Source organism: Methylobacter luteus IMV-B-3098, from assembly GCF_000427625.1.
Taxonomy (GTDB): domain Bacteria; phylum Pseudomonadota; class Gammaproteobacteria; order Methylococcales; family Methylomonadaceae; genus Methylobacter; species Methylobacter luteus.
On record NZ_KE386569.1, the window covers coordinates 1,408,143 to 1,427,525 of the forward strand.

At 52.8% G+C, this 19,383-nt stretch carries 17 protein-coding genes; 9 read left to right on the top strand and 8 right to left on the bottom strand.

The window, feature by feature from the left end:
- Positions 1-112 precede the first annotated feature (112 nt).
- Positions 113-1,156: a hydrogenase expression/formation protein HypE gene (gene hypE / locus METLU_RS0108400; protein ID WP_027157829.1), complete on the top strand. Its 1,044-nt coding sequence runs from the start codon at positions 113-115 to the stop codon at positions 1,154-1,156.
- Entirely contained in the window at positions 1,156-3,480 is a 2,325-nt protein-coding gene (gene hypF, locus METLU_RS0108405) for a carbamoyltransferase HypF (RefSeq protein ID WP_027157830.1), read from the top strand. The genes hypE and hypF overlap by 1 nt, the downstream gene beginning before the upstream one ends.
- A gap of 238 nt (positions 3,481-3,718) precedes the next feature.
- Here the strand turns inward: hypF and METLU_RS0108410 are convergent, their stop codons facing one another.
- Positions 3,719-4,585 carry a helix-hairpin-helix domain-containing protein gene (locus METLU_RS0108410; protein WP_027157831.1) on the bottom strand — a complete coding sequence of 289 codons (867 nt, stop codon included), beginning with the start codon at positions 4,583-4,585 and terminating at the stop codon, positions 3,719-3,721.
- 207 nt (positions 4,586-4,792) lie between these two features.
- Here METLU_RS0108410 and METLU_RS0108415 point away from each other — a divergent pair, with 207 nt between their 5' ends.
- A complete protein-coding gene (locus tag METLU_RS0108415) occupies positions 4,793-5,482 on the top strand; it encodes an O-methyltransferase (RefSeq protein ID WP_027157832.1) in 690 nt (229 codons plus the stop codon).
- Positions 5,483-5,507: 25 nt separating this feature from the next.
- Here the strand turns inward: METLU_RS0108415 and METLU_RS0108420 are convergent, their stop codons facing one another.
- The gene (locus tag METLU_RS0108420) at positions 5,508-5,738 is read right to left on the bottom strand and encodes a hypothetical protein (RefSeq protein WP_231383575.1); all 231 of its coding nucleotides are present in this window, start codon (positions 5,736-5,738) and stop codon (positions 5,508-5,510) included.
- Between the two features lie 170 nt (positions 5,739-5,908).
- On the opposite strand from METLU_RS0108420, the gene METLU_RS0108425 reads away from it, so the two are divergent.
- A complete protein-coding gene (locus METLU_RS0108425) occupies positions 5,909-6,823 on the top strand; it encodes a DMT family transporter (protein ID WP_027157834.1) in 915 nt (304 codons plus the stop codon).
- 90 nt (positions 6,824-6,913) lie between these two features.
- The gene (gene fae, locus METLU_RS0108430) at positions 6,914-7,426 is read left to right on the top strand and encodes a formaldehyde-activating enzyme (protein WP_036243623.1); all 513 of its coding nucleotides are present in this window, start codon (positions 6,914-6,916) and stop codon (positions 7,424-7,426) included.
- A 121-nt stretch (positions 7,427-7,547) separates the two neighbouring features.
- On the opposite strand, the gene METLU_RS0108435 is transcribed toward fae, so the two are convergent.
- On the bottom strand, positions 7,548-8,936 hold the full coding sequence (locus METLU_RS0108435; RefSeq protein ID WP_027157836.1) for an L-lactate MFS transporter: 1,389 nt from the start codon (positions 8,934-8,936) through the stop codon (positions 7,548-7,550).
- 289 nt (positions 8,937-9,225) lie between these two features.
- Entirely contained in the window at positions 9,226-10,404 is a 1,179-nt protein-coding gene (gene rnd, locus METLU_RS0108440) for a ribonuclease D (RefSeq protein WP_027157837.1), read from the bottom strand.
- A 115-nt stretch (positions 10,405-10,519) separates the two neighbouring features.
- On the opposite strand from rnd, the gene METLU_RS0108445 reads away from it, so the two are divergent.
- On the top strand, positions 10,520-11,152 hold the full coding sequence (locus METLU_RS0108445) for an MBL fold metallo-hydrolase (protein ID WP_027157838.1): 633 nt from the start codon (positions 10,520-10,522) through the stop codon (positions 11,150-11,152).
- On the opposite strand, the gene METLU_RS0108450 is transcribed toward METLU_RS0108445, so the two are convergent.
- Genes METLU_RS0108450 through lptD form a run of 3 tightly spaced genes read right to left on the bottom strand, consistent with a single transcriptional unit; the run spans position 11,149 to position 16,003 of the window.
- Positions 11,149-11,757 carry a DbpA RNA binding domain-containing protein gene (locus METLU_RS0108450; protein WP_081679051.1) on the bottom strand — a complete coding sequence of 203 codons (609 nt, stop codon included), beginning with the start codon at positions 11,755-11,757 and terminating at the stop codon, positions 11,149-11,151. The two genes, METLU_RS0108445 and METLU_RS0108450, sit on opposite strands and share 4 nt — an antisense overlap.
- Before the next feature lie 36 nt (positions 11,758-11,793).
- Positions 11,794-13,083 (bottom strand): peptidylprolyl isomerase, encoded by a 1,290-nt coding sequence (locus METLU_RS0108455; RefSeq protein ID WP_027157840.1) that lies wholly within the window; start codon positions 13,081-13,083, stop codon positions 11,794-11,796.
- A gap of 13 nt (positions 13,084-13,096) precedes the next feature.
- Positions 13,097-16,003: an LPS assembly protein LptD gene (gene lptD, locus METLU_RS0108460; protein ID WP_027157841.1), complete on the bottom strand. Its 2,907-nt coding sequence runs from the start codon at positions 16,001-16,003 to the stop codon at positions 13,097-13,099.
- Positions 16,004-16,141: 138 nt separating this feature from the next.
- On the opposite strand from lptD, the gene METLU_RS0108465 reads away from it, so the two are divergent.
- From METLU_RS0108465 to METLU_RS0108475, 3 genes are read left to right on the top strand one after another with little or no spacing between them, the layout of a single operon-like run.
- Positions 16,142-17,095, top strand: a complete 954-nt coding sequence (locus METLU_RS0108465) for an aminoglycoside phosphotransferase family protein (protein WP_081679052.1) — start codon at positions 16,142-16,144, stop codon at positions 17,093-17,095.
- A complete protein-coding gene (murU, locus tag METLU_RS0108470) occupies positions 17,092-17,775 on the top strand; it encodes an N-acetylmuramate alpha-1-phosphate uridylyltransferase MurU (protein WP_027157843.1) in 684 nt (227 codons plus the stop codon). Before METLU_RS0108465 ends, murU begins: the two co-directional genes overlap by 4 nt.
- On the top strand, positions 17,768-17,977 hold the full coding sequence (locus METLU_RS0108475) for a dodecin (protein WP_027157844.1): 210 nt from the start codon (positions 17,768-17,770) through the stop codon (positions 17,975-17,977). Before murU ends, METLU_RS0108475 begins: the two co-directional genes overlap by 8 nt.
- Before the next feature lie 614 nt (positions 17,978-18,591).
- On the opposite strand, the gene METLU_RS0108480 is transcribed toward METLU_RS0108475, so the two are convergent.
- On the bottom strand, positions 18,592-19,008 hold the full coding sequence (locus tag METLU_RS0108480; protein ID WP_027157845.1) for a glycine zipper family protein: 417 nt from the start codon (positions 19,006-19,008) through the stop codon (positions 18,592-18,594).
- Positions 19,009-19,383 lie beyond the last annotated feature (375 nt).

Genomic DNA, 19,383 nt, shown 5'->3' on the forward strand with positions numbered 1-19,383 from the left:
AACGGTTGGATTCTTTCACAGTCTCGTACCCTACATTTAATCTTTCTTCAAACTTTGGGATAGTTTTAAACCGTTGCAAGAGCGCCATTTTTTTAATACGAGAATCTATTCAGTGCCCAAGCCCTACACATCCCCTTTAAACCTGACAACCGGCAAAGTCGACCTGAGCCACGGCGGCGGCGGGCGGGCGATGGCCCAGCTGATCGACGAGCTGTTCATCAAGCATTTCGATAACGATCTGCTGCGGCAGCGCAATGATCAGGCGCTGTTTGCCATCCCCGCAGGACGGCTGGTGATCAGCACCGACGGCCATGTCATATCACCTCTGTTTTTCCCGGGCGGCGACATCGGCTCGCTGGCGGTGCACGGCACCGTCAATGATGTGGCAATGTCCGGCGCGCGGCCGTTGTATCTGGCGGCCGGTTTCATCCTGGAAGAAGGCCTGCCGCTGGCCGACCTGGAAAAAATCGTCGTCAGCATGGCGGCGGCCGCCCGCCAGGCCGGCACGCCTATCGTTACAGGCGATACCAAGGTCGTGGAACGCGGCAAGGGCGACGGCGTGTTCATTACCACGACCGGTGTCGGCATCGTGCCGAAGGGCGTTACTATTTCCGGCGACCGCGCACGGCCGGGCTGCGCGATCCTGGTCAGCGGTTCGATCGGCGATCACGGCGTCGCCATCATGGCCGGACGGGAAAACCTGCAATTCGACACCAGCATCGTCTCCGACTCCGCCGCGCTGAACGGCCTGGTTGCCGAGATGGTCGCCGCCGCGCCGGACGCTATTCATTGCCTGCGCGACCCGACCCGCGGCGGTTTGGCGACGGCGTTGAATGAACTGGCCCAACAATCCGGGGTCGGCATGGCCATCGACGAGACGCGAATTCCCATAAAAGCCGAAGTCAAAGCCGCCTGCGAAATTCTCGGCCTGGACCCGCTGTATGTCGCCAACGAAGGCAAACTGGTGTGCATTTGCTCTGCCGTTGCCGCCAAGCGCCTGCTGGCGGTGATGCAGCAACATCCCCTGGGCCGCGACGCAGCCATCATCGGCGAAGTCATCGACGACGAGCACGGTTTCGTGCAGATGACCACGGCTTTCGGCGGGCGGCGCATTGTCGACTGGCCGGTCGGCGAACAGTTGCCACGCATCTGCTGATGTCCGGCAAGGCGATTCGCGTTCGCGGCGTAGTGCAGGGCGTAGGCTTCAGGCCGATGATCTGGCATCTGGCCCGGCAACACCGGCTGACCGGCTCGGTATGGAACGACGCTGAAGGCGTGATGATCCACGCCTTCGGCAGCGATGAAGACATGGAGGCCTTCATCCGGCAAATACCGCTGCAACTGCCGCCGCTGGCTCGGCTCGACAGCCTGGAGGTACAGTATTTAAACGCAATGCCGGATGACGAGTTCCATATCGTTGCCAGCCGCGAAGACCACAGCGTTCAAACTCCGATCGCCGCCGATGCGACCACCTGCCCAGAATGCCTGGCCGAAATTGCCGACCCCGCCAATCGCCGCTACCGCTATCCGTTCACCAATTGCACGCACTGCGGGCCGCGGCTGTCCATTGTGCGGCGTATGCCCTACGACCGTTGCCATACCAGCATGGCGGAATTTGCGATGTGCCCGCGATGCCAGCAGGAATACGACGATCCGGCCGACCGCCGCTTCCACGCCCAGGCCAATTGCTGTCCCGACTGCGGCCCCAGGCTGTGGCTGGAAGATGGCGGCCGATCTACGCTGAATTGTAACGATCCCATAACACACACGGCTGAATTGATACGCCAGGGTTTCATCATCGCGGTCAAGGGACTGGGCGGCTTCCATCTGGCCTGCAATGCCGTCGATCCGGACGCGGTTGCCCGACTGCGGCAACGGAAGCAACGCTACGCCAAACCGTTTGCATTAATGGCCCGCGATGCGGAAATGATAGCTCGCCATGCCCGGCTGAACGAACAGGAAACGCGGGCTCTGCATGATAAAGCCGCGCCGATTGTACTGCTGGCCGCGCATGGCATGGCGCTGGCGCCCGGCGTCGCGCCGGATGACGATAAGCTGGGCTTCATGCTGCCCTACACGCCTTTGCATAGTTTATTAATGCGGGAGCTGGATGCGCCCATCGTGCTGACCTCCGGCAATATCAGCGACGAACCGCAATGCACCGAAAACGACGAAGCACGGGAAAAACTGGCCGGCATCGCCGATTACTGGCTGCTGCACGACCGGACCATTGTCAACCGGCTAGACGATTCGGTGGTACGACTGATGGATGGAAAAATCCGGCTGCTGAGGCGCGCGCGCGGTTACACCCCAGAGGCATTGCTCTTGCCGGCAGGTTTCGAATCAGCTGATAACATCCTGGCGATGGGCGCGGAATTGAAAAACAGTTTCTGTCTGCTGAAGAACGGTCAGACGATCGTTTCCCAGCACATCGGCGATCTGGAAAATGCCGCCGTGCAGCACGATTACCGCAATGCCGTCGCGCTGTACCGGCAGTTATTCGGTTTTAATCCCAAACGCATCGCCGTCGATCTGCATCCGGGTTATCTGTCCACGCAATACGGACAAGCATTGGCGGCGGCCGAGCAAGCTCAGTTAGTCGCCGTGCAGCATCATCACGCCCACTTGGCCGCCTGTCTGGCCGAGCATGGCGTACCCTTGGAAACGCACCCGGTGCTGGGAGCGATCTTCGATGGTTTAGGACTGGGCGATGACGATACGTTGTGGGGCGGCGAATTCTTGCTGGCCGATTACCGAAATTACACCCGGCTCGGCCATTTTCAGCCCATCGCCCTACCAGGAGGTACTCAGGCCATGCGCGAACCCTGGCGCAACACTTTTGCGCAACTGCTGCATTACTTCGATTGGCCAGCGCTGCAACAGGAATTCGCCGAGCTGAACATCATGAGGTTGCTGGCAGGCAAACCACTGGATACATTGGCGACGATGATTGCCAGAAACATCAACTCGCTGCCCGGCAGCTCCTGCGGCCGCTGGTTCGATGCCTTTGCCGCCGCGCTGGATCTGCACGGCGAACAGGTCCATTACGAAGGCCAGGCCGCGATTGCGCTGGAAAGGCTGGCAACGCCGCTGTTTGCCGATGAACAGCCCTACCCGCAAGCCTGGGCTATCGACAACAGCGTCGGCCTGTCGGTGTTACGCTGGCAAGGCTTATGGCAGGCCGTGCTGACCGATCTTAAGCGCGGCACGGATAAAGTCCGCATCGCCGCCCGCATCCATCATAGCCTGGTCGCTGCGACCGTTGAATTACTGCTCCGGCTCAGCCGCCAAGCCGGCGCCGACTGTATTGTGCTCAGCGGCGGTGTGTTTCAGAACCGGCTGCTGCTGGAATCGGTATCTCAGCAATTACGGCAGGCTGGCAAAACCGTCCTGTCGCCGCAACGCTATCCGCTGAACGACGGCGGCCTGGCATTGGGGCAAGCCGTGATTGCCGCTGCGCTAAGCATTAAAGGAAAGTGAAGAACTGATGTTACGCGTGGACTGTTTTTTCATGCCAACCGTGCTGGCGACAGATTCTTCATGCCACTCGCAGCACCTCATCGTCTGAATAGTGGTGCGTGCGCGTAGGTGCGAATTCATTCGCACTGCCTGATCTCGGATTGTTTCGGGTCGAATACCCTACAGGGCACAAGTGAATTCGACCCTACGTAATTTCGCACTGATGTTATGCATCAGTGCGAAATTACGGGTTCAGTAATCAGTCCGCATTCAAAGCGGACGACCTCTGGACATAATATTCGCGGCATTCGCGTTCCCGGCCGCGAACGACGCGCTTGCCTTGCAGCGGGCCTTTGGTTTCGGTCACGACCGTGTACTGCCCTTCATGATGCTGGTCGTCATAAAAGTAAATGACGACCCAGTCCTTGATCCGGTTGAGCTGATGGGCGCGCGGAGTATTCGAGTACAAGGCCGTGAAATGCCAGCCATCCCGCGTTTTGTGCATGATAGGCAGCCAGGCTTCGCCCGATGGATTGAAGCGCTTGGGCGCGATTTTCGGCAGCTCTTCCTCGTCGGCCTTCGTCAGATAAAGAAAATCGATTGCCAGCAATAACTCGACCGGCACCTCGACGGCAGGCGCTTGTTGTCTTTTACGCGGACGGCGATAGCCCAGGATGCGATCCAGCCAGGCCTGAACCATTTCGGCTTTATTCCTGCTAAAGCCCGGCACGGTCGATAGCCGTCCGTCATGCGCGGCCATTTCCAGTTCTTCCAGCGTGTCGACATGCAGTTTTTCTATCAGCCGATGCGCCAGGGTCGGTCCTATGCCCGGAATCTGTTCAAACAGCTCGATGGGATCATGGCCGGTTTTCAGGCTGTCCAGCCGGCTCATACGACCTGTGGTCACATATTCACAAATCGAACGGGCAATGCCCACGCCGATGCTGGGCAGATCGTCCAACCCCTCAATGCCCTCTTTTTCGACGATCTCGGAAACCGGCCGGTCAAGTTCGTCAATAGTGATCGCGGCCCGCAAGTAGGCGGTTGAACGAAACGGATTGGCGCCCTGCTCTTCAAGCAATTTGGCAATTTCCCGCAATCTATCGGAAACTTCTTTATTTATCATAAAGCTATCCTCGCGCCCATTATAGTCTGTGACTCTGAAGCGATTCCTTAAGTTCTGATCGCGGCGAGAATGGCCTGATTTTTTGCAATTTGTTAAACGAGCCTAAGTCTTACAGTGTCAGATTAAAGCTTTCATAAGCAAATTTATCGCGCAGCATCGGAAATAAAATACAATTAAACTTAATCATTTCACAGCGAGGCACAGATAATGGCCAACATGCAATCTCCCACGATGCCCAATCCTTCCGTTATCGTTCCGGTTAATCCGGCTATCGAAGACTACATGCGGAGCCTGACCGGTCTTACCGATCACCCGGTATTGGCCGAGATGGAGGACTATGCGAAGCAATATAACTTCCCTATCGTCGACCGTCTGGTGGGGATTTTTCTGGAAACGCTGGCGAAAAGCATCGATGCCCGGCGCGTATTCGAGTTCGGCAGCGGTTACGGCTATTCGGCCTACTGGTTCGCGCGCGCGGTAGGCCCTGAAGGCAAGGTGATTTGCAGCGACGGCGATGCCGTCAACCGGCTGAAAGCGCAGGGCTATCTCAGCGCCGCCGGTTTATGGGACAGGATTGATTTCCATACCGGACTTGCGCAGGATATCTTCGCGCAAACCGAAGGGCTGTTCGATATCTGTTACAATGACGTCGATAAGGGCGATTACCCTGAGGTATGGAGAATCGCCCGGGACCGCGTCCGCCCCGGCGGCCTGTATATCGCCGATAATGTGCTGTGGCATGGCCGCGTGGCCATGGAAAATTTTGTCGATATTGTGCCCGGCTGGACCGAGGCAATACTGGAACACAATCTGTTAATCTTTAATGATCCCGATTTCGACAGCTTTATCAACCCGACACGGGACGGCGTGATCGTTGCGCGCAAAAAAACGGCTTGATAGCAGGATGCACGCGGCCGGGTGTTCAATCATGGTTTTGCATGGCCTTGGCCAGTCGCCGCATCTGTCCGGAATCCAGCCATTTCTTGCACCAGACGTTAAGCGCACGCGCATCGCCCTGCATCAACTTAAACTCTTGCCGAGCCACTCCCGGCTGTTCCGTAGGCCACCAGGAATGCGTCTCCAGTTGCCTTTGCAAATATTCGCGGGCGGCTTCATAACTGGACTCGGTTATTCTCGTGTTGCGTGTCGCCATCTTAATCACCCGTTTGTGCTGATTATGGACTAGATAAATTTATGGCTATTGGAAACTCAAAAATCCATCAAGTTCCTGATTAAAGACAGTTTATTTAAACCTCTAACACTACCCTTTTCTTCCTTGAATACAATGACCTGCAACCTGTTAACCGTTTCCGCTGGAATCTGATGCGCATCCCGTTAGCCTACATCAGCATTATTTTAATTTGGGCCACTACGCCGCTGGCTATCAAATGGAGCGGCGAAGGCCCGGGCTTTTTGTTCGGCGTGGCAGGCCGCATGAGTATCGGCGCCGCCTGCGTGGTAACTTTGCTGCTGCTCATGCGACAGCGCCTGGCCTGGCATCGCCAGGCTCGGCTGACCTATCTGGCCGTGGCCCTGCAAATCTATGGCTCCATGCTGGCGGTTTACTGGGCCGCGCAGTTCATCCCTTCCGGCTGGATTTCGGTGATATTCGGCTTGTCGCCCTTGATCACGGCGCTGCTGTCCGCCATCTGGCTGAGAGAGCGCAGCCTGACGCCGGGTAAATTGCTGTCTTACGGTTTTGGCATTGGCGGTCTGACGATCATGTTCGGTTCGGCCTTGCAATTCGGCCCGGAGGCGGTGCTGGGCATCGCCGGCGTGCTGGTTTCAGCCTTCCTGCAATCGGCCAGTGCCGTCTGGGTGCAGCGCATCCAGGCAAAATTGCCGGCCTTATCGCAGGTAGCCGGCGGCCTGCTGCTGGCCGTGCCGGCCTATTGGCTGACCTGGTGGCTAACTGACGGGCAGTGGCCGGCGTCTTTGCCGCCTGCCAGTCTGGCCTCGATCGTCTATTTGGGCGTCATCGCGACGACAATCGGCTTCGTGCTTTATTACTATGTGCTGACCCATCTGGCCGCCACGCGCGTCGCCCTCATTACGCTGCTTTCGCCGGTGCTTGCGCTCATGCTGGGACATACGGTCAACCATGAGCCTCTGACCATGAAGATCGCGACCGGCACGGCGTTGATCCTGGCGGCGCTCTTCATGCATGAGTATTTCGACAGAATAGTTGGCTATCTGGTCAGAAAAACGACAGCGAAGCGCCTGCGTTCTTCGGCATGAGCTTGCCCGCCTGAAACTAATCCGGCCGACTATCTGTCTTTAGTGATTTAAGCTCAATTCATGAACTTAACAGGAGAAGCTGAAATGAAAATGTCAAAAATAGACAAAGTACTGGTAAGTGAAGCTCTTGTGGGTGAAGGCAATGAAGTGGCTCATGTTGATCTGGTCATGGGGCCGCGCGGCAGCGCCGCGGAAACGGCGTTCTGTATCGCGCTGACCAATCAGAAACGCGGAGACAACGCTTTATTGGCGCTGGTGGCCCCTAATCTCATGGCCAAGCCCAATACCATCTTGTTTAATAAGGTGGAAATCAAAGACGCAAAACAGGCCACGCAAATGTTCGGACCGGCCCAGCGCGGCGTCGCCAAGGCGGTCACCGACAGCGTAAAGGCGGGCGTCATACCGATAGAGCAAGCCAACGATATCTTTATTTGCGTCGGCGTTTTCATCCACTGGGACGCCAAGGACGACGATAAAATCCAGGACTGGAACTATGAGGCCACGATGCTGGCGATCAAGCGTGCCGTTGAATGCCAACCGTCGCCCGAGGAAGTGATATCTCAGGAAGATGTCGTGCATCATCCGCTGGCGGCTCATGATTAATTAGCGCCGCCAGCGCATTTCCGTACGCATTCAATATATCAAGGCATAACCACGAAGGACGCGAAGTTTTCTTCTCTGATTCTTCTTCGTGTTCTTCGTGGTTCATCAACCAGTTTATAGATTACAGGCCGTCATATTCATCATTGACTTCGTCGTGCTTGATATGATGTTTTTCATCGACGGCTCTGATGGCCAGATTGCACAAAAATCCCACTACCAGCAGCCCGGCCATGATATGCATGGTCATATTGTAGGCATCGGCCTTGGCAACACCCTGCGCAATCTGGCTTTCGCGCAGGTAATTGACCAGCACGGGCCCCGCGACGCCGGCCGTTGACCAGGCCGTCAGCAGCCTGCCGTGAATCGCGCCGACGTATTTGGTGCCGAAGATATCAGCCAGATAGGCGGGTATGGTTGAGAATCCGCCGCCGTACATGCTCATGATGACCGCATAGCAAGCGACGAACAGCGCAACATTATGCATCTGGCCGGTATAAGGCACGCTGGAGTACAGCGCACAGCCCAACACGAAGAAGATGAAATAGGTAGTTTTCCTGCCCAGATAATCGGATAACGTGGACCAGACAAAGCGCCCGCCCATATTGAACAGACTCAGAAGTCCAACGAAAGCCGCGGCTCTTTCTGGCGTGAACTGGTCCTTGAACATCTCCTGGCTCATGGCCGAAGCCTGACCCAGCACACCGATGCCCGCCGTCACGTTCAGGCATAATACCAGCCACAGCAGATAAAACTGTGGCGTTTTCAGCGCCTGATCGACATGCACGTGGTTGTTCGTGACCAGTTTGCTTTTCCGCGTTGACGGTTGATAACCTTCCGGCATCCAGCCTTCAATCGGCAGCCGGATCGAGAACGCGCCCATCATCATAATGACCAGATAAATTCCGCCCATCGTCATGAATGTTTCTGCAACGCCGACCGATGTCACTGATGCGAAATGTTTCATCAGAAACACACCCAGAGGCGCGCCTATCATCGCGCCGCCGCCGAATCCCATGATAGCCAGTCCGGTCGCCATGCCGCGACGATCGGGAAACCATTTGATCAATGTCGAAACCGGAGATACATAACCCAGCCCCAATCCGATACCGCCCAGAACGCCGTACCCCAGATACAGCATCCAGATCTCATGCAGCCAGACACCGGCCGCGGAAATAAAGAAGCCGCCGCTAAAGCACAAAGCGGCGCAGAACATCGTGACGCGCGGCCCGACTTTCTCCAGCCATTTGCCGGCAAAGGCCGCCGACAAGCCCAGAAATACGATGGCCAGGCTGAATATCCAGCCCAGTTCAGTCAACTTCCAGTCCTCGGGCAAGGATTCGGTTATGCCCAGCACTTTGGTTAACGGCAAATTGAATACACTGAACGCATAGACCTGCCCTATGCACAAATGCACAGCCAAAGCCGCAGGGGCAACCAGCCAACGATTAAAACCCGATTTTGCAATCGTCCTGTCTCTTGACAAAAAAGACATCGATCCCGTCGTGTTCATAAACTATTTTTTCCTGTTATTGTTTGTTTTGTATGAGGGCCGGCCTGAATCCGACAAATAATGCGCCCCCCCCCGGCGCTAACGATGGTATAAAAACCGGGAGGGCTATATTTTACTGCACGCGGCTATATTTTTAAATTTATGCGGAAAGGCAGTGATTGAGGCTTTTGAATGGTTCTGGGAATGTCGGCCGGAAGATACGGCTTAAAAAAGCTTGCCCGAAAGCATTTTGGGTCGAATAAATTCGACCCTACAAAATTTCGTGGCCTTCGTGATGGAAATTTTTTAGTTATTGCGCAGCATCAGCTAAAGATGTTTTATTGATTATATTGAGCTTATCGGATTCGATTCCGATCAAGAGGTCGCCCTTCAGCAATCCGACCAACTCCCTGCCGGCCATGCTGAAGCGCCAGCCGTGCAATAAAGGACAATCGTCATCATCATTGAACAGCAGCACTTCCAGGTCTTTGCGTGTGGCAAGAATGGCCGGGTTCAACGAGTTTTCTTCGGCCCGTATTCTGACCAGTGCCGTTAAAATATCCAGTATGGCTTCCTGCTGCTGCGTTTTTCTGGCGGGCCTGCCTTTTTCATTCAAAGGAATGGGCGGGCGCTGCTTGGCGTCATTGATCAACTGGCACAGCACTTTTCCGTAGCGATTGACGGTGCGTTCGTTAATGCCGCGCACCTCGGCCAGGGCGCTAACGGTGCCTGGTTGAAGTTTTGCCAGTTCAAGCAGCAGATCATCACGCATAAGCCAGCTTCTGGGCCTGTCTTCAGTCTGAGCAGTACGTTCGCGCCATTCGCACAGCGTCTGAATGATCGATAGCTGTCTGCCTGTCAGTTTGTTTTTACCCTTGACTTTCAGCCAGGCTTTTTCCGGTGAAACCAGGTAGAGTTCGGGATCTTTCAATAACTCAAAATCACTTTTCAGCCAGTCAAAACGGCCGAGTTCCTGAAGCTTCTCGCACATGATCATGTAGACCTGACATAAATAAATCACGTCATCGGCGGCATAGCGCAACTGTTCCTCGCTTAAGGGCCGTACGGTCCAGTCGGTTCGCGTATGCGCCTTACTGAGATTGATATTCAGGAAACTGGAAACCAGCATGGCATAACCGGGATTATCCTGAAAGCCCAGCAGGGGTGCGGCTATCTGGGTATCGAAAATCGGCTCGGGAATACAACCTTTTAATTGAAAGAAAATCTCCAGATCCTGCCGGCTGGAATGGAAAACTTTAATGATCGAAGGATTGTACAAAGCATCGAAAAGTTCGTCTAAATCAGGCAGAGCGATGGGATCGACACAGGCTACCCATTCGGGCGTGGCAATCTGCAACAGGCAGAACCTTGGAAAATAGGTTTTTTCTCTTAAAAACTCGGTATCCAGCGCCAGCCAGGGCTCTTTTAAAATCTGCTGGCACAGCGCGCTCAGCTTTTCAGGGGTATCAATGTATTGAATAGTAGTCATAATAAGTACAATAACAGTTTTTTTATCTTTAACCTACCCTTGGCGCCGAATTTGATCGAACAAGCCGCATATCGACAGGTTGATGGTAAAATCTTTTAATTTATAGTCTGCCCATATGAAATACCGCATTATTCCCGTCACGGCCTTTCAGCAAAACTGTTCCTTACTGATCTGCGAGCGAACCGGCAAGGCGGCTGCCGTCGATCCGGGTGGCGATATCGACCTGATTCTGGAAGTAATCGACAAGGAAAAAGCGGCGCTGGAAGCCATTTTGCTGACGCATGGTCATATCGATCACATCGGCGGCACCTACGAACTGGCCTCTTTGCTTGATGTTCCCATTATCGGCCCCCACCGCGACGACCAGTTCTGGATTGAGGCAGTTGCATCCCAATGCCAGGCCTTTGGTTTTCCTGTCTGTCACGGATTTACGCCGACACGCTGGCTGGCGCATGGTGATAAGGTCGCAGTCGGTGAAGAAATACTGGAGGTATTGCATTGTCCGGGGCATACGCCCGGCCATGTGGTTTTTTATCACCGTCAATCGCAACTGGCGATTGTGGGGGACGTGCTGTTTAAAGGGTCAATCGGCAGGACCGATTTCCCTAAAGGCGATTTTCATACATTGATCAGTTCCATAAAAAACAATTTGTGGCCCCTGGGCGAGCAGGTCGCGTTTATTCCCGGCCACGGCCCGATGTCCACCTTTGGCGAGGAAATGCGTCATAATCCTTATGTCAGCGTTTAGCCGCCCGCGCCGGATACATCCGTATTCTGGCTATCTGACTGAGGATTACGCTGACGCCCCCGCCGAAAATTACTTTTTCCACGCTTTTTACCGCTGCGCACTTTCACACGCGTTATGTTCAATTTCTGCTGATTGATTTCCACCGCTTTCAGGTGCTGAAATATATCCGGCGGCATGCCGGCCGGCAATTCAATAATGGTATATAAACCGTGAATATCCACTCTGTTGATATTTTTCTTATCGACGCCGGATTCTTCCACCAGGACCTTCCTGATTTCTTCTACCGTAACCAGATGGGCTCGACCCACGTCCAGGCGATAGCGCACCATCCTGACAGGCGGCAGATTGAGCTGCGGCAATATTCTTATTGCCGGCTTTTGCTCTTCCCATAAATCAACCGGTAGTCTGCTCACTGCCGGCTGATTTAAATACACCAACGCTGCAGCGCAGTCCAAAATATCCACATCCAGTTCAGCGGCTATTGCGCTGATTAAGATACGATGAGACTCCAGATTCTCGCTCTTTAGAATCTGCCGCAAACGATTTTTCAACGGTTCGGTCTGGTTGACCACCGGCTCCGCCGTTACACTATTCCTGTCATTCATCCTGTTCTACAATCGATCACTGTTAACCGCGCTACTTTAGAGCCTATCCTGGTAAATTTCCACAAATGCTTCATCACGCAATCTGCGCATCCAAAGCTCGGTTTCTTCTTCAATTTTCCGTTTACGTATGGCATCCCTGACCATATTTTTTTTGAACTCCGTGCTGTTGTCTTTGTTTTCCCGCTCCAGAACCTGAATCAAGTGCCAGCCGAACTGTGTTTGCACGGGTTCGCTGATTTCATTGACGGACAGTTTTTCCATGGTTTCTTCAAACGGTTTGACCAGGTCACCGGGACCTACCCAATCAAGACTGCCGCCTTTTAATGCCGAGCCTTTGTCATCGGAATGAGCGCGCGCCAATGCCGCAAAATCCTCACCGTTGGCCAACCGCTCTTTCAATGCCAGCAACCGTTTTCTTGCTTCGGCATCATCGACCAGTTCATTGGTTTTTATCAGAATATGGCGAACCTTGGTTTTGGTTACCATATGCTGATCCAAAGAGCCTTTTTGCTCCAGTAATTTAACGATATGAAAACCGCTCGGACTGCGAATAGGATCGGCTATATCGCCCGGCTTCATTTTACCGACCTCCTCGGCAAACATCGTCGGTATGTCGCCCATGGAACGCCAACCCAAATCGCCACCTTTCAGGGCATTGTCACCATCTGAATGACTCATGGCCGCTTCGGTAAAATCCTCGCCCGCGCGCAGTTTTTCAACCAGATTATCGGCCTTCGCCTTGGCTTTCTGTATTTCCTGAGCTGACGCGGCTTCCTGAACGGCGACCAGTATATGCCCGAGATGGTACTGGGTAGACTCTTCGCCAATCTTGTCCTGCGTTTCCAGGTAGTGTTCGACTTCTCTGTCGGTCACTTTAATGCGTCCGCCTATTTCCCTGCCCCGTAGCTGACTGATGATAATTTCATTACGTATATTGTCCAGAAAGCTTTGATAGCTAATGCCCTGCCTTTCCAGTTCGGACCGGAATTCCTGCAAATTCATGTTATTTCTTTGGGCAATCTCGGCAGCCTGGCCGTTCAGCATTTCCTCACTGACCGTAATGCCGGCTCTCTCCGCCAACTGACGCTGCAACTTATCGACAATCATTCTTTCCAGCACTTGTTTGCGCAGGATAAAGCTAGGCGGCATGACGGCGTTACTGGCTTCGATTCGCTGCCTGACAGCCGCCACCTCCCGCTCCAGTTCACGGTCAAGAATGACATCATCCTCAACGACAGCGATTATTTTGTCCAGCTCTTCAGCGTGCGCGACAAAACTGCTGAAAAACAAACTACATAACAGTACAGGTGCAATCAATCTTTTCATATTTTCTAAAAAATTATCTTTCCGGCTTGCGGTAACCATAAATATTCTGTTCAAAGAACTCATCGAGTTTTTCTCCGACACCGGTCAGACCTTTAAGCTCTATCTGGAAAAATACACCGGTCTGGCTTTCACCTTCCGGATCGAGCCTGCTTAGCTCAACATCACTGGCAGCAGTATTGCCAAATGCATCAGTGATTCTTGTATTAACCCAGCGCCGGCCGATCAGGCGGAAACGCCAGCAACAGTTCTCTTTCTCGAAGCCGATAAAGCTTTCCCGCGTAGCGTTATTGAGCAAGGAGTATTGCCAGCGTCCCACCGCATACCAGTTATCGTATATGGGCCAGTGAAATGAAATATCACTCTGGATAATGTCATTTCGCCGATCAGGAAAAGTCACTACGGTATTCTTTCTATACCGGTAGCCTATATTGAAAATCTCGCCGGGCTGATTAACATAATGAAACATGATATCGCCTCTGACGATGTCATTTATGTCAGGACTCCATTGAAGACCGCTATCAACCGATACATGATCCGTAAACCGGACATTTAGTTCACTCACCAGGTTCGAAAAGCTGCTGGTTTCAATCGGCCTGTTAACCGTGCATAACGGTGAGTAATAGTTGCCGCACAAGCCGACCTCCCTATCCCGGAAGTAGAAGATCTCGCCGATATCGAATCTTGCCCTTTCTTTGCCGGTTTCAGGATCAACCAGACGCGAAGTAACAGCGGCCGTAACCTGGTTGGCATCCTGCACCCTGTCGTTACCGCTGAAGCGGTTCTCCCTGAACAGGCTGCTGAAGTTGAAATCATAGAGCGAAGTATCGAACAACGGAATATCGTCCTGATTATCCTTGGGAATATATAAATAGAACAACCTCGGCTCTATCGTGTGCATATAGGCGCTCTCGCCTAAATCGATTTCGCGCTCAAAAAACAGGCCGCCGTCGATAGAGGCTATAGGCAGCGTTCTGGAAATGGAATCCGGCTGGCCTAGATTTCTTGTTTGTTGTTCGCTTAACTCATATTGCGTGTGCTGCAAGGAAAGCCGGGGCCTTAAAAACGCGCCGGATGTTTCCAGCGGGAAACTGACCGACGGCTTGATGTTGAATCTCTGGCCATTTACCAATTCTTCATGTTGAAAATAAACATACTCGGCATTCATGGCCGTATCGAGCGGCATGAAGTCGAAACTGCGGTTCAGATTCAATATACTTTGCGGCAATCTCCGATAAGGACGATTTCGCTGCGGTATCGCTTTATCAATCGCCTGATAATTCTCAACCCGATTGACGAATGAAATGCCTTCATCGTTATAACTGACATCCGCCTGACTATGTAAATAACTTAAATTGGTCAAGCTCAGCGCATTGCCCAAATCGTTGAAATAGTCCTTATCAGATACATAACTGAGGTCCATCTTCGAAGTGAGATGCGGCGTAAATCGGGCACTGTTTAAGAGCCTAGCGAAATACCGCGACTGTTCCCGTAATGAATCGTCTGGCAAAAATTCGAGACTTAGCTTGCCTTCCGTTATTTCGGATAGGTAACGAAAATCCCCTGCCAGCAACACGCCTCTTTTTGACAGATAACGCGGCCTTAAAGTCGCATCATAGTTAGGCGCGATATTCCAGTAATAAGGCACTGAAAAATTGAATCCCGCTCGTTCCGTATTGCCAAAAGAAGGCGCCAGAAAGCCGGATATCCTTCGGTCATCGATAGGAAACGAAAGATACGGCGAATAAAACACAGGCGTACCTTTGAACTCCAGCCAGGCGTTTTTGGCTGAGCCTTTACCGGTCGCATCACTCAGTTTCAATTCGGACGCATGGACCACCCAGTCCTGATTGCCGGGACGACAGCTGGTGTAAGCAACGTCTTTATAACGCGACAAGGTCTTGCTGTCACGGTAAACGACTTTCGCCCGGCCCCTGAGCGGTGCGGACGGCGATATAAACATCGTATCCCTCAATCTACCCTGATCAGTGGCCAGATTGAGCACGGCCGTATCGCTGTACAAGGCCAGCTCATCTTCGCTGTAATAAACATCACCCTGCAGATCGAGCGTTTCGGAAACCGTATCATAGCTCGCGGCATCCGACAGGATATGCTGATCGGCCCGACGAATCTGGACGTTGCCGAAGTAGCTGCTGATTTCAGCATCGAAAACTTCCGAGTAGTCCGACCGGACCTCCAGCGGGGACGTTTCGCGCAGGTGTTTTTCCGGCACAAACTCCGGCGATACCGGAACATCCACCGCACAATTTGCCCACGGGTCATATTTCAGCTGTGTTTGTAAGGTATTAAAGATTCGTTCCTGTTGTAAATCAAATGCCGAATCCAGCAGATGAAATTGAGCCTCATCCGTTGCAACAACCTGCGCCTGACCTTTCGGATCGGCGCCAACCAATTTACAACTCCAGTTTTGGTTTTCTTCACCGGGCGCACAACTCCATCCCGGGCGCTGTTGCGTATCGGCAGCGCTGGCAGTTTTAGTGTTTTTTATCTCAACAGGAACGGGCTTGTTGGCATCGGTTACGACCGGACGTTTGACTACAACTTGCCGCTTATCCTGTTCGGATATAACCGGCTGTTCATCCGCCGCGGGTTCGGTCTCAGCCGGTCCGACCTCTTCAGCAGGTTTTGCCAGAACCGGTTCGGTTTCTTCGACAGGCTCGGAGGGAGTCACGGGCCGCTCCGCTTGGATGGGCTCAGGGATAACCGGTGGCTGAGTTTCTTCAATCGGTGCTGGTTGAGCAGGCACCTGCGCTTCAGTGGTTTTATCGGCTGGTTTTGCTTCGCCAACACAAACCCATCCCTTGCCGTCTTTGCTTTGTTCGCAATTCCAGGCTGCTTCATTGGCAAAACCGACAGGTGTGTAGAAAGAGGGTAAAAAGACCAGGAATAAGCGGCGACGCATAGAGGATAGAAGTTTAGTAGCTTAATGAATCACAAATCGAATAAAATGCCGAATTCAACATTTTACCTTAATTTACCGCAGCATTATAACTAAACTCTTCTATTCCCCATGATGCCTGAAGACTTAAGAGCGATATCCATGCTCGATTGGCTCGAAAATGATTTGTTATTAGCTATCCACTCTTGTGAGCCTGCTTCCAGTGATGCCAGCTTCCGGCGCTACTTTAGAATTAAAGTGCCGAATGGGCAATTCATCGTCATGGACGCTCCGCCGCCCCAAGAAAACGTCGAGCCTTTTATAAGAATTGCTAACCTGCTGACGCGTTCCCTGGTTAATGTCCCGACTATTTTCCAGCAGAACCTCAGTGACGGATTTCTGCTACTCGAAGACTTCGGCTCGCAGTGCTTTCTTGATCAATTAAATGAGCATACCGCCGCTGGTTTATACGAAAGCGCTTTCGACAGCTTGTTTAAACTGCAAACCAATACGCCGAAACTCGATAGCGGCCTGCCCGTTTACGACGAACCGCTGCTGAAGAGAGAACTGGCCATTTTCGACGACTGGTTTTTAGAACGGTCGCTGGATATCACCATGCCGGAGCCACTGCGAAACACGGTGCATGACATATTGATTGCATCGGCGTTGGAACAACCGAAAACTTGCGTTCATCGCGATTTCCACTCGCGCAATTTAATGGTGCTGAACGCCGATTCGCCCGGCGTGATCGATTTTCAGGATGCCGTCATCGGGCCTGTTACCTATGACTTGGTGTCGTTACTGCGCGATTGCTATATAGCCTGGCCCGAACGACAAGTTGAGCAATGGATGACCCAGTATTACCAACGGCTTCTGCAGGCGGACCTGATCAATTGCGATCTGGACCGTTTTAAACGCTGGTTCGATCTGATGGGCATGCAGCGGCACCTGAAAGCCATCGGCATTTTTTCGCGCCTGCACATTCGGGATAACAAATCCGGCTATCTGAAAGACATACCGCGTACGCTGAATTATGTCACCGCCGTCTGCGCCGCCTACCCTGAACTGGCCGGTTTTGGCCGGTTTCTTCACGAACAGGTCTTGCCCAAACTATGAAAGCCATGATTTTAGCGGCCGGGCGTGGCGAGAGAATGCGCCCTTTAACCGACCACACGCCTAAACCCTTGCTGTCTGCAGCCGGTAAACCGCTTATCGAGCATACGATTACACAGCTTGTCGCGGCCGGCTTCCATGAAATCATCATCAACCACGCCCACCTGGGCCGGCAAATTGAAGAGCGTCTCGGTAATGGCGAGCGATTCGGCGCCGCCATCAGTTATTCACCCGAAGGCGAAGAAGGTCTGGAAACGGCCGGCGGCATCATCAACGCCCTGCCCTTGTTGGGCAATGATACCTTTTTAGTCGTCAATGGCGATATCGCCACGGACTTCCCGTTTGCTGAACTGAAAAACCTGAGCATTGATCTGGCTCATTTGATATTGGTCGGCAATCCCGAGCACAACAGATCGGGGGACTTTGGCCTCGACAGTGCCGGCAATATCGTTGAAAACGGCGTTGAGAAATTTACTTTTAGCGGTATCGGACTCTACAAGACTGAACTATTCAGCCATATGCCGGTCGGAAAAAGTAAATTGGCGCCATTGCTGCGCGCAGCCATGTCGGAGCGCAGAATATCAGGACAAAAATTCGACGGCTTCTGGATGGATATAGGCACGCCGCAGCGCCTTAAAGAACTGGACCTTTACTACACGCAAAGAGAGAGCAATCATGACTGATCATATTTATAAAAAAATAGAGCTGACAGGCTCCTCAACCGTCAGCATGGAGAACGCCATCGAAAATGCCGTCAGCAAGGCCACTAATACCCTCCACGATCTGCGCTGGTTTGAAGTCGTCGAAACGCGCGGCAATATAGAAAACGGCAAAATTGCCCACTGGCAGGTTACAATAAAAATCGGATTTGCACTGACCGAATAAAAATTTTAACCGCAGAACTCTCGCCCTATCATCCAGGGAAAATAATAAATTGCTGATAAGGCAGATTACTAATCGGTCATTGTGATTGATGGGCTTGTACTCAGCCCATCTTATCGTGCCGGAATGCTAGAACTACCCATGTCTTCTCTAACGACCTGGATTACGGACTTTCTGCGTATGATTTTTTCGACCAGTGCCCGCACCGTGCGATCTGTGCTCATTACTACTTTTACATCCCTGAAGCTTCGGAAAGACTAATTGCCTGGAGCGGCTGCGTATGATCCAAACCATTATCCTGACCCAGGAAGTTGTTGAGTCAGGAAATTCATGGGGCTAAGGCACAGACAGCTGTTCCTCTTCTACTCTAGACATTGCTTCTCGAGCAATACCCATACCGACGCAGTAAAGTCTCTTCATCCATTACAATATTCGCTACGAAGCGCTGAATATCTTCCTCACCAATGTTCTGACTCTTGATGAAGTCGGGCTTTATGGGGTAATACCGCACACCTCCGGCATGCCTCCATCTCCTATGTGTAACAAAGCGGAATCCATCCGCAAGCGATTCATCACAGGAGCACGAGCGTAATAGCCATCATGCGAGTGATGAGCGCTTAGTCCCAGCCGACGGGTTGATACCCGCGCTCCTCAAGACATCTGTTTACGAAGTTTTCAAAAGCGGGACTGCGTTCCGTCTTTCCGAATATCCAGCGCAGCAGTCCGATGGTCGCGCCGCTGGCCGCTCCAATCGCCGACCCGGAGCCTGCCGAGCCTACTACCGCACCGCCCACAGCGCCCGACGCAGCACCCACGGCAGCGCCACCAAGGGTGTTGGTTGCGGCCCGCCCTGCCTCACTGCCGCCGGAATCGGCACCGGCAGCCTCTGCCAGATGAATGCAGTTCGCAATATCACCTTCGGCGGCCACTGGACCAACGGTGTTTAAATACTCGTTGGGATAAAGAACCGGGCGGGTTGATGTGCAGCCCCCCATTGTCAGGGCAATGACAGGAATCAGAAAAAACTTAAACATGAGAAACTCCTATTTCAGAGGATGATTAGGGGCACGATTTTGTGCCATACAACCTTTGGCTTACGTCGCGGGGATGGAATGATGTTCATGCGCAACCTGTCCATTGACCGTCGATCTTTCATAGACCAATTTGCACATAGTTAGGTTCTACACATAGCGGCAGGATAGATCGAGTGGCTTCATGTCATCGCCCCGCCCCTCATTCAAATTTTTGTCAGTTGGCATATGTTAAGTAAGCCGCGTTAAAATGATGCAATAAGCGACTCACCTCTACCTAATCCCATGCCTGATGTTACGCATGCCATCGAAAAAAGCTTATCCTTCTGGCCATGAAAATAAAAACTTGAGCCATGACATAGTGACGCCAAGAGGGCA

Excerpts from the sequence above, each read along its gene's own strand:
- METLU_RS0108410 (WP_027157831.1), bottom strand. The coding sequence starts at position 4,585 with ATGATAAATAAAGAAGTTTCCGATAGATTGCGGGAAATTGCCAAATTG.
- fae (WP_036243623.1), top strand. The coding sequence starts at position 6,914 with ATGTCAAAAATAGACAAAGTACTGGTAAGTGAAGCTCTTGTGGGTGAA.
- lptD (WP_027157841.1), bottom strand. The coding sequence starts at position 16,003 with ATGCGTCGCCGCTTATTCCTGGTCTTTTTACCCTCTTTCTACACACCT.
- METLU_RS0108425 (WP_027157834.1), top strand. The coding sequence starts at position 5,909 with ATGCGCATCCCGTTAGCCTACATCAGCATTATTTTAATTTGGGCCACT.
- METLU_RS0108465 (WP_081679052.1), top strand. The coding sequence starts at position 16,142 with ATGCTCGATTGGCTCGAAAATGATTTGTTATTAGCTATCCACTCTTGT.
- rnd (WP_027157837.1), bottom strand. The coding sequence starts at position 10,404 with ATGACTACTATTCAATACATTGATACCCCTGAAAAGCTGAGCGCGCTG.
- hypF (WP_027157830.1), top strand. The coding sequence starts at position 1,156 with ATGTCCGGCAAGGCGATTCGCGTTCGCGGCGTAGTGCAGGGCGTAGGC.
- METLU_RS0108420 (WP_231383575.1), bottom strand. The coding sequence starts at position 5,738 with ATGGCGACACGCAACACGAGAATAACCGAGTCCAGTTATGAAGCCGCC.
- METLU_RS0108480 (WP_027157845.1), bottom strand. The coding sequence starts at position 19,008 with ATGTTTAAGTTTTTTCTGATTCCTGTCATTGCCCTGACAATGGGGGGC.
- METLU_RS0108435 (WP_027157836.1), bottom strand. The coding sequence starts at position 8,936 with ATGAACACGACGGGATCGATGTCTTTTTTGTCAAGAGACAGGACGATT.
- murU (WP_027157843.1), top strand. The coding sequence starts at position 17,092 with ATGAAAGCCATGATTTTAGCGGCCGGGCGTGGCGAGAGAATGCGCCCT.
- METLU_RS0108450 (WP_081679051.1), bottom strand. The coding sequence starts at position 11,757 with ATGAATGACAGGAATAGTGTAACGGCGGAGCCGGTGGTCAACCAGACC.
- METLU_RS0108475 (WP_027157844.1), top strand. The coding sequence starts at position 17,768 with ATGACTGATCATATTTATAAAAAAATAGAGCTGACAGGCTCCTCAACC.
- METLU_RS0108445 (WP_027157838.1), top strand. The coding sequence starts at position 10,520 with ATGAAATACCGCATTATTCCCGTCACGGCCTTTCAGCAAAACTGTTCC.
- METLU_RS0108415 (WP_027157832.1), top strand. The coding sequence starts at position 4,793 with ATGGCCAACATGCAATCTCCCACGATGCCCAATCCTTCCGTTATCGTT.
- METLU_RS0108455 (WP_027157840.1), bottom strand. The coding sequence starts at position 13,083 with ATGAAAAGATTGATTGCACCTGTACTGTTATGTAGTTTGTTTTTCAGC.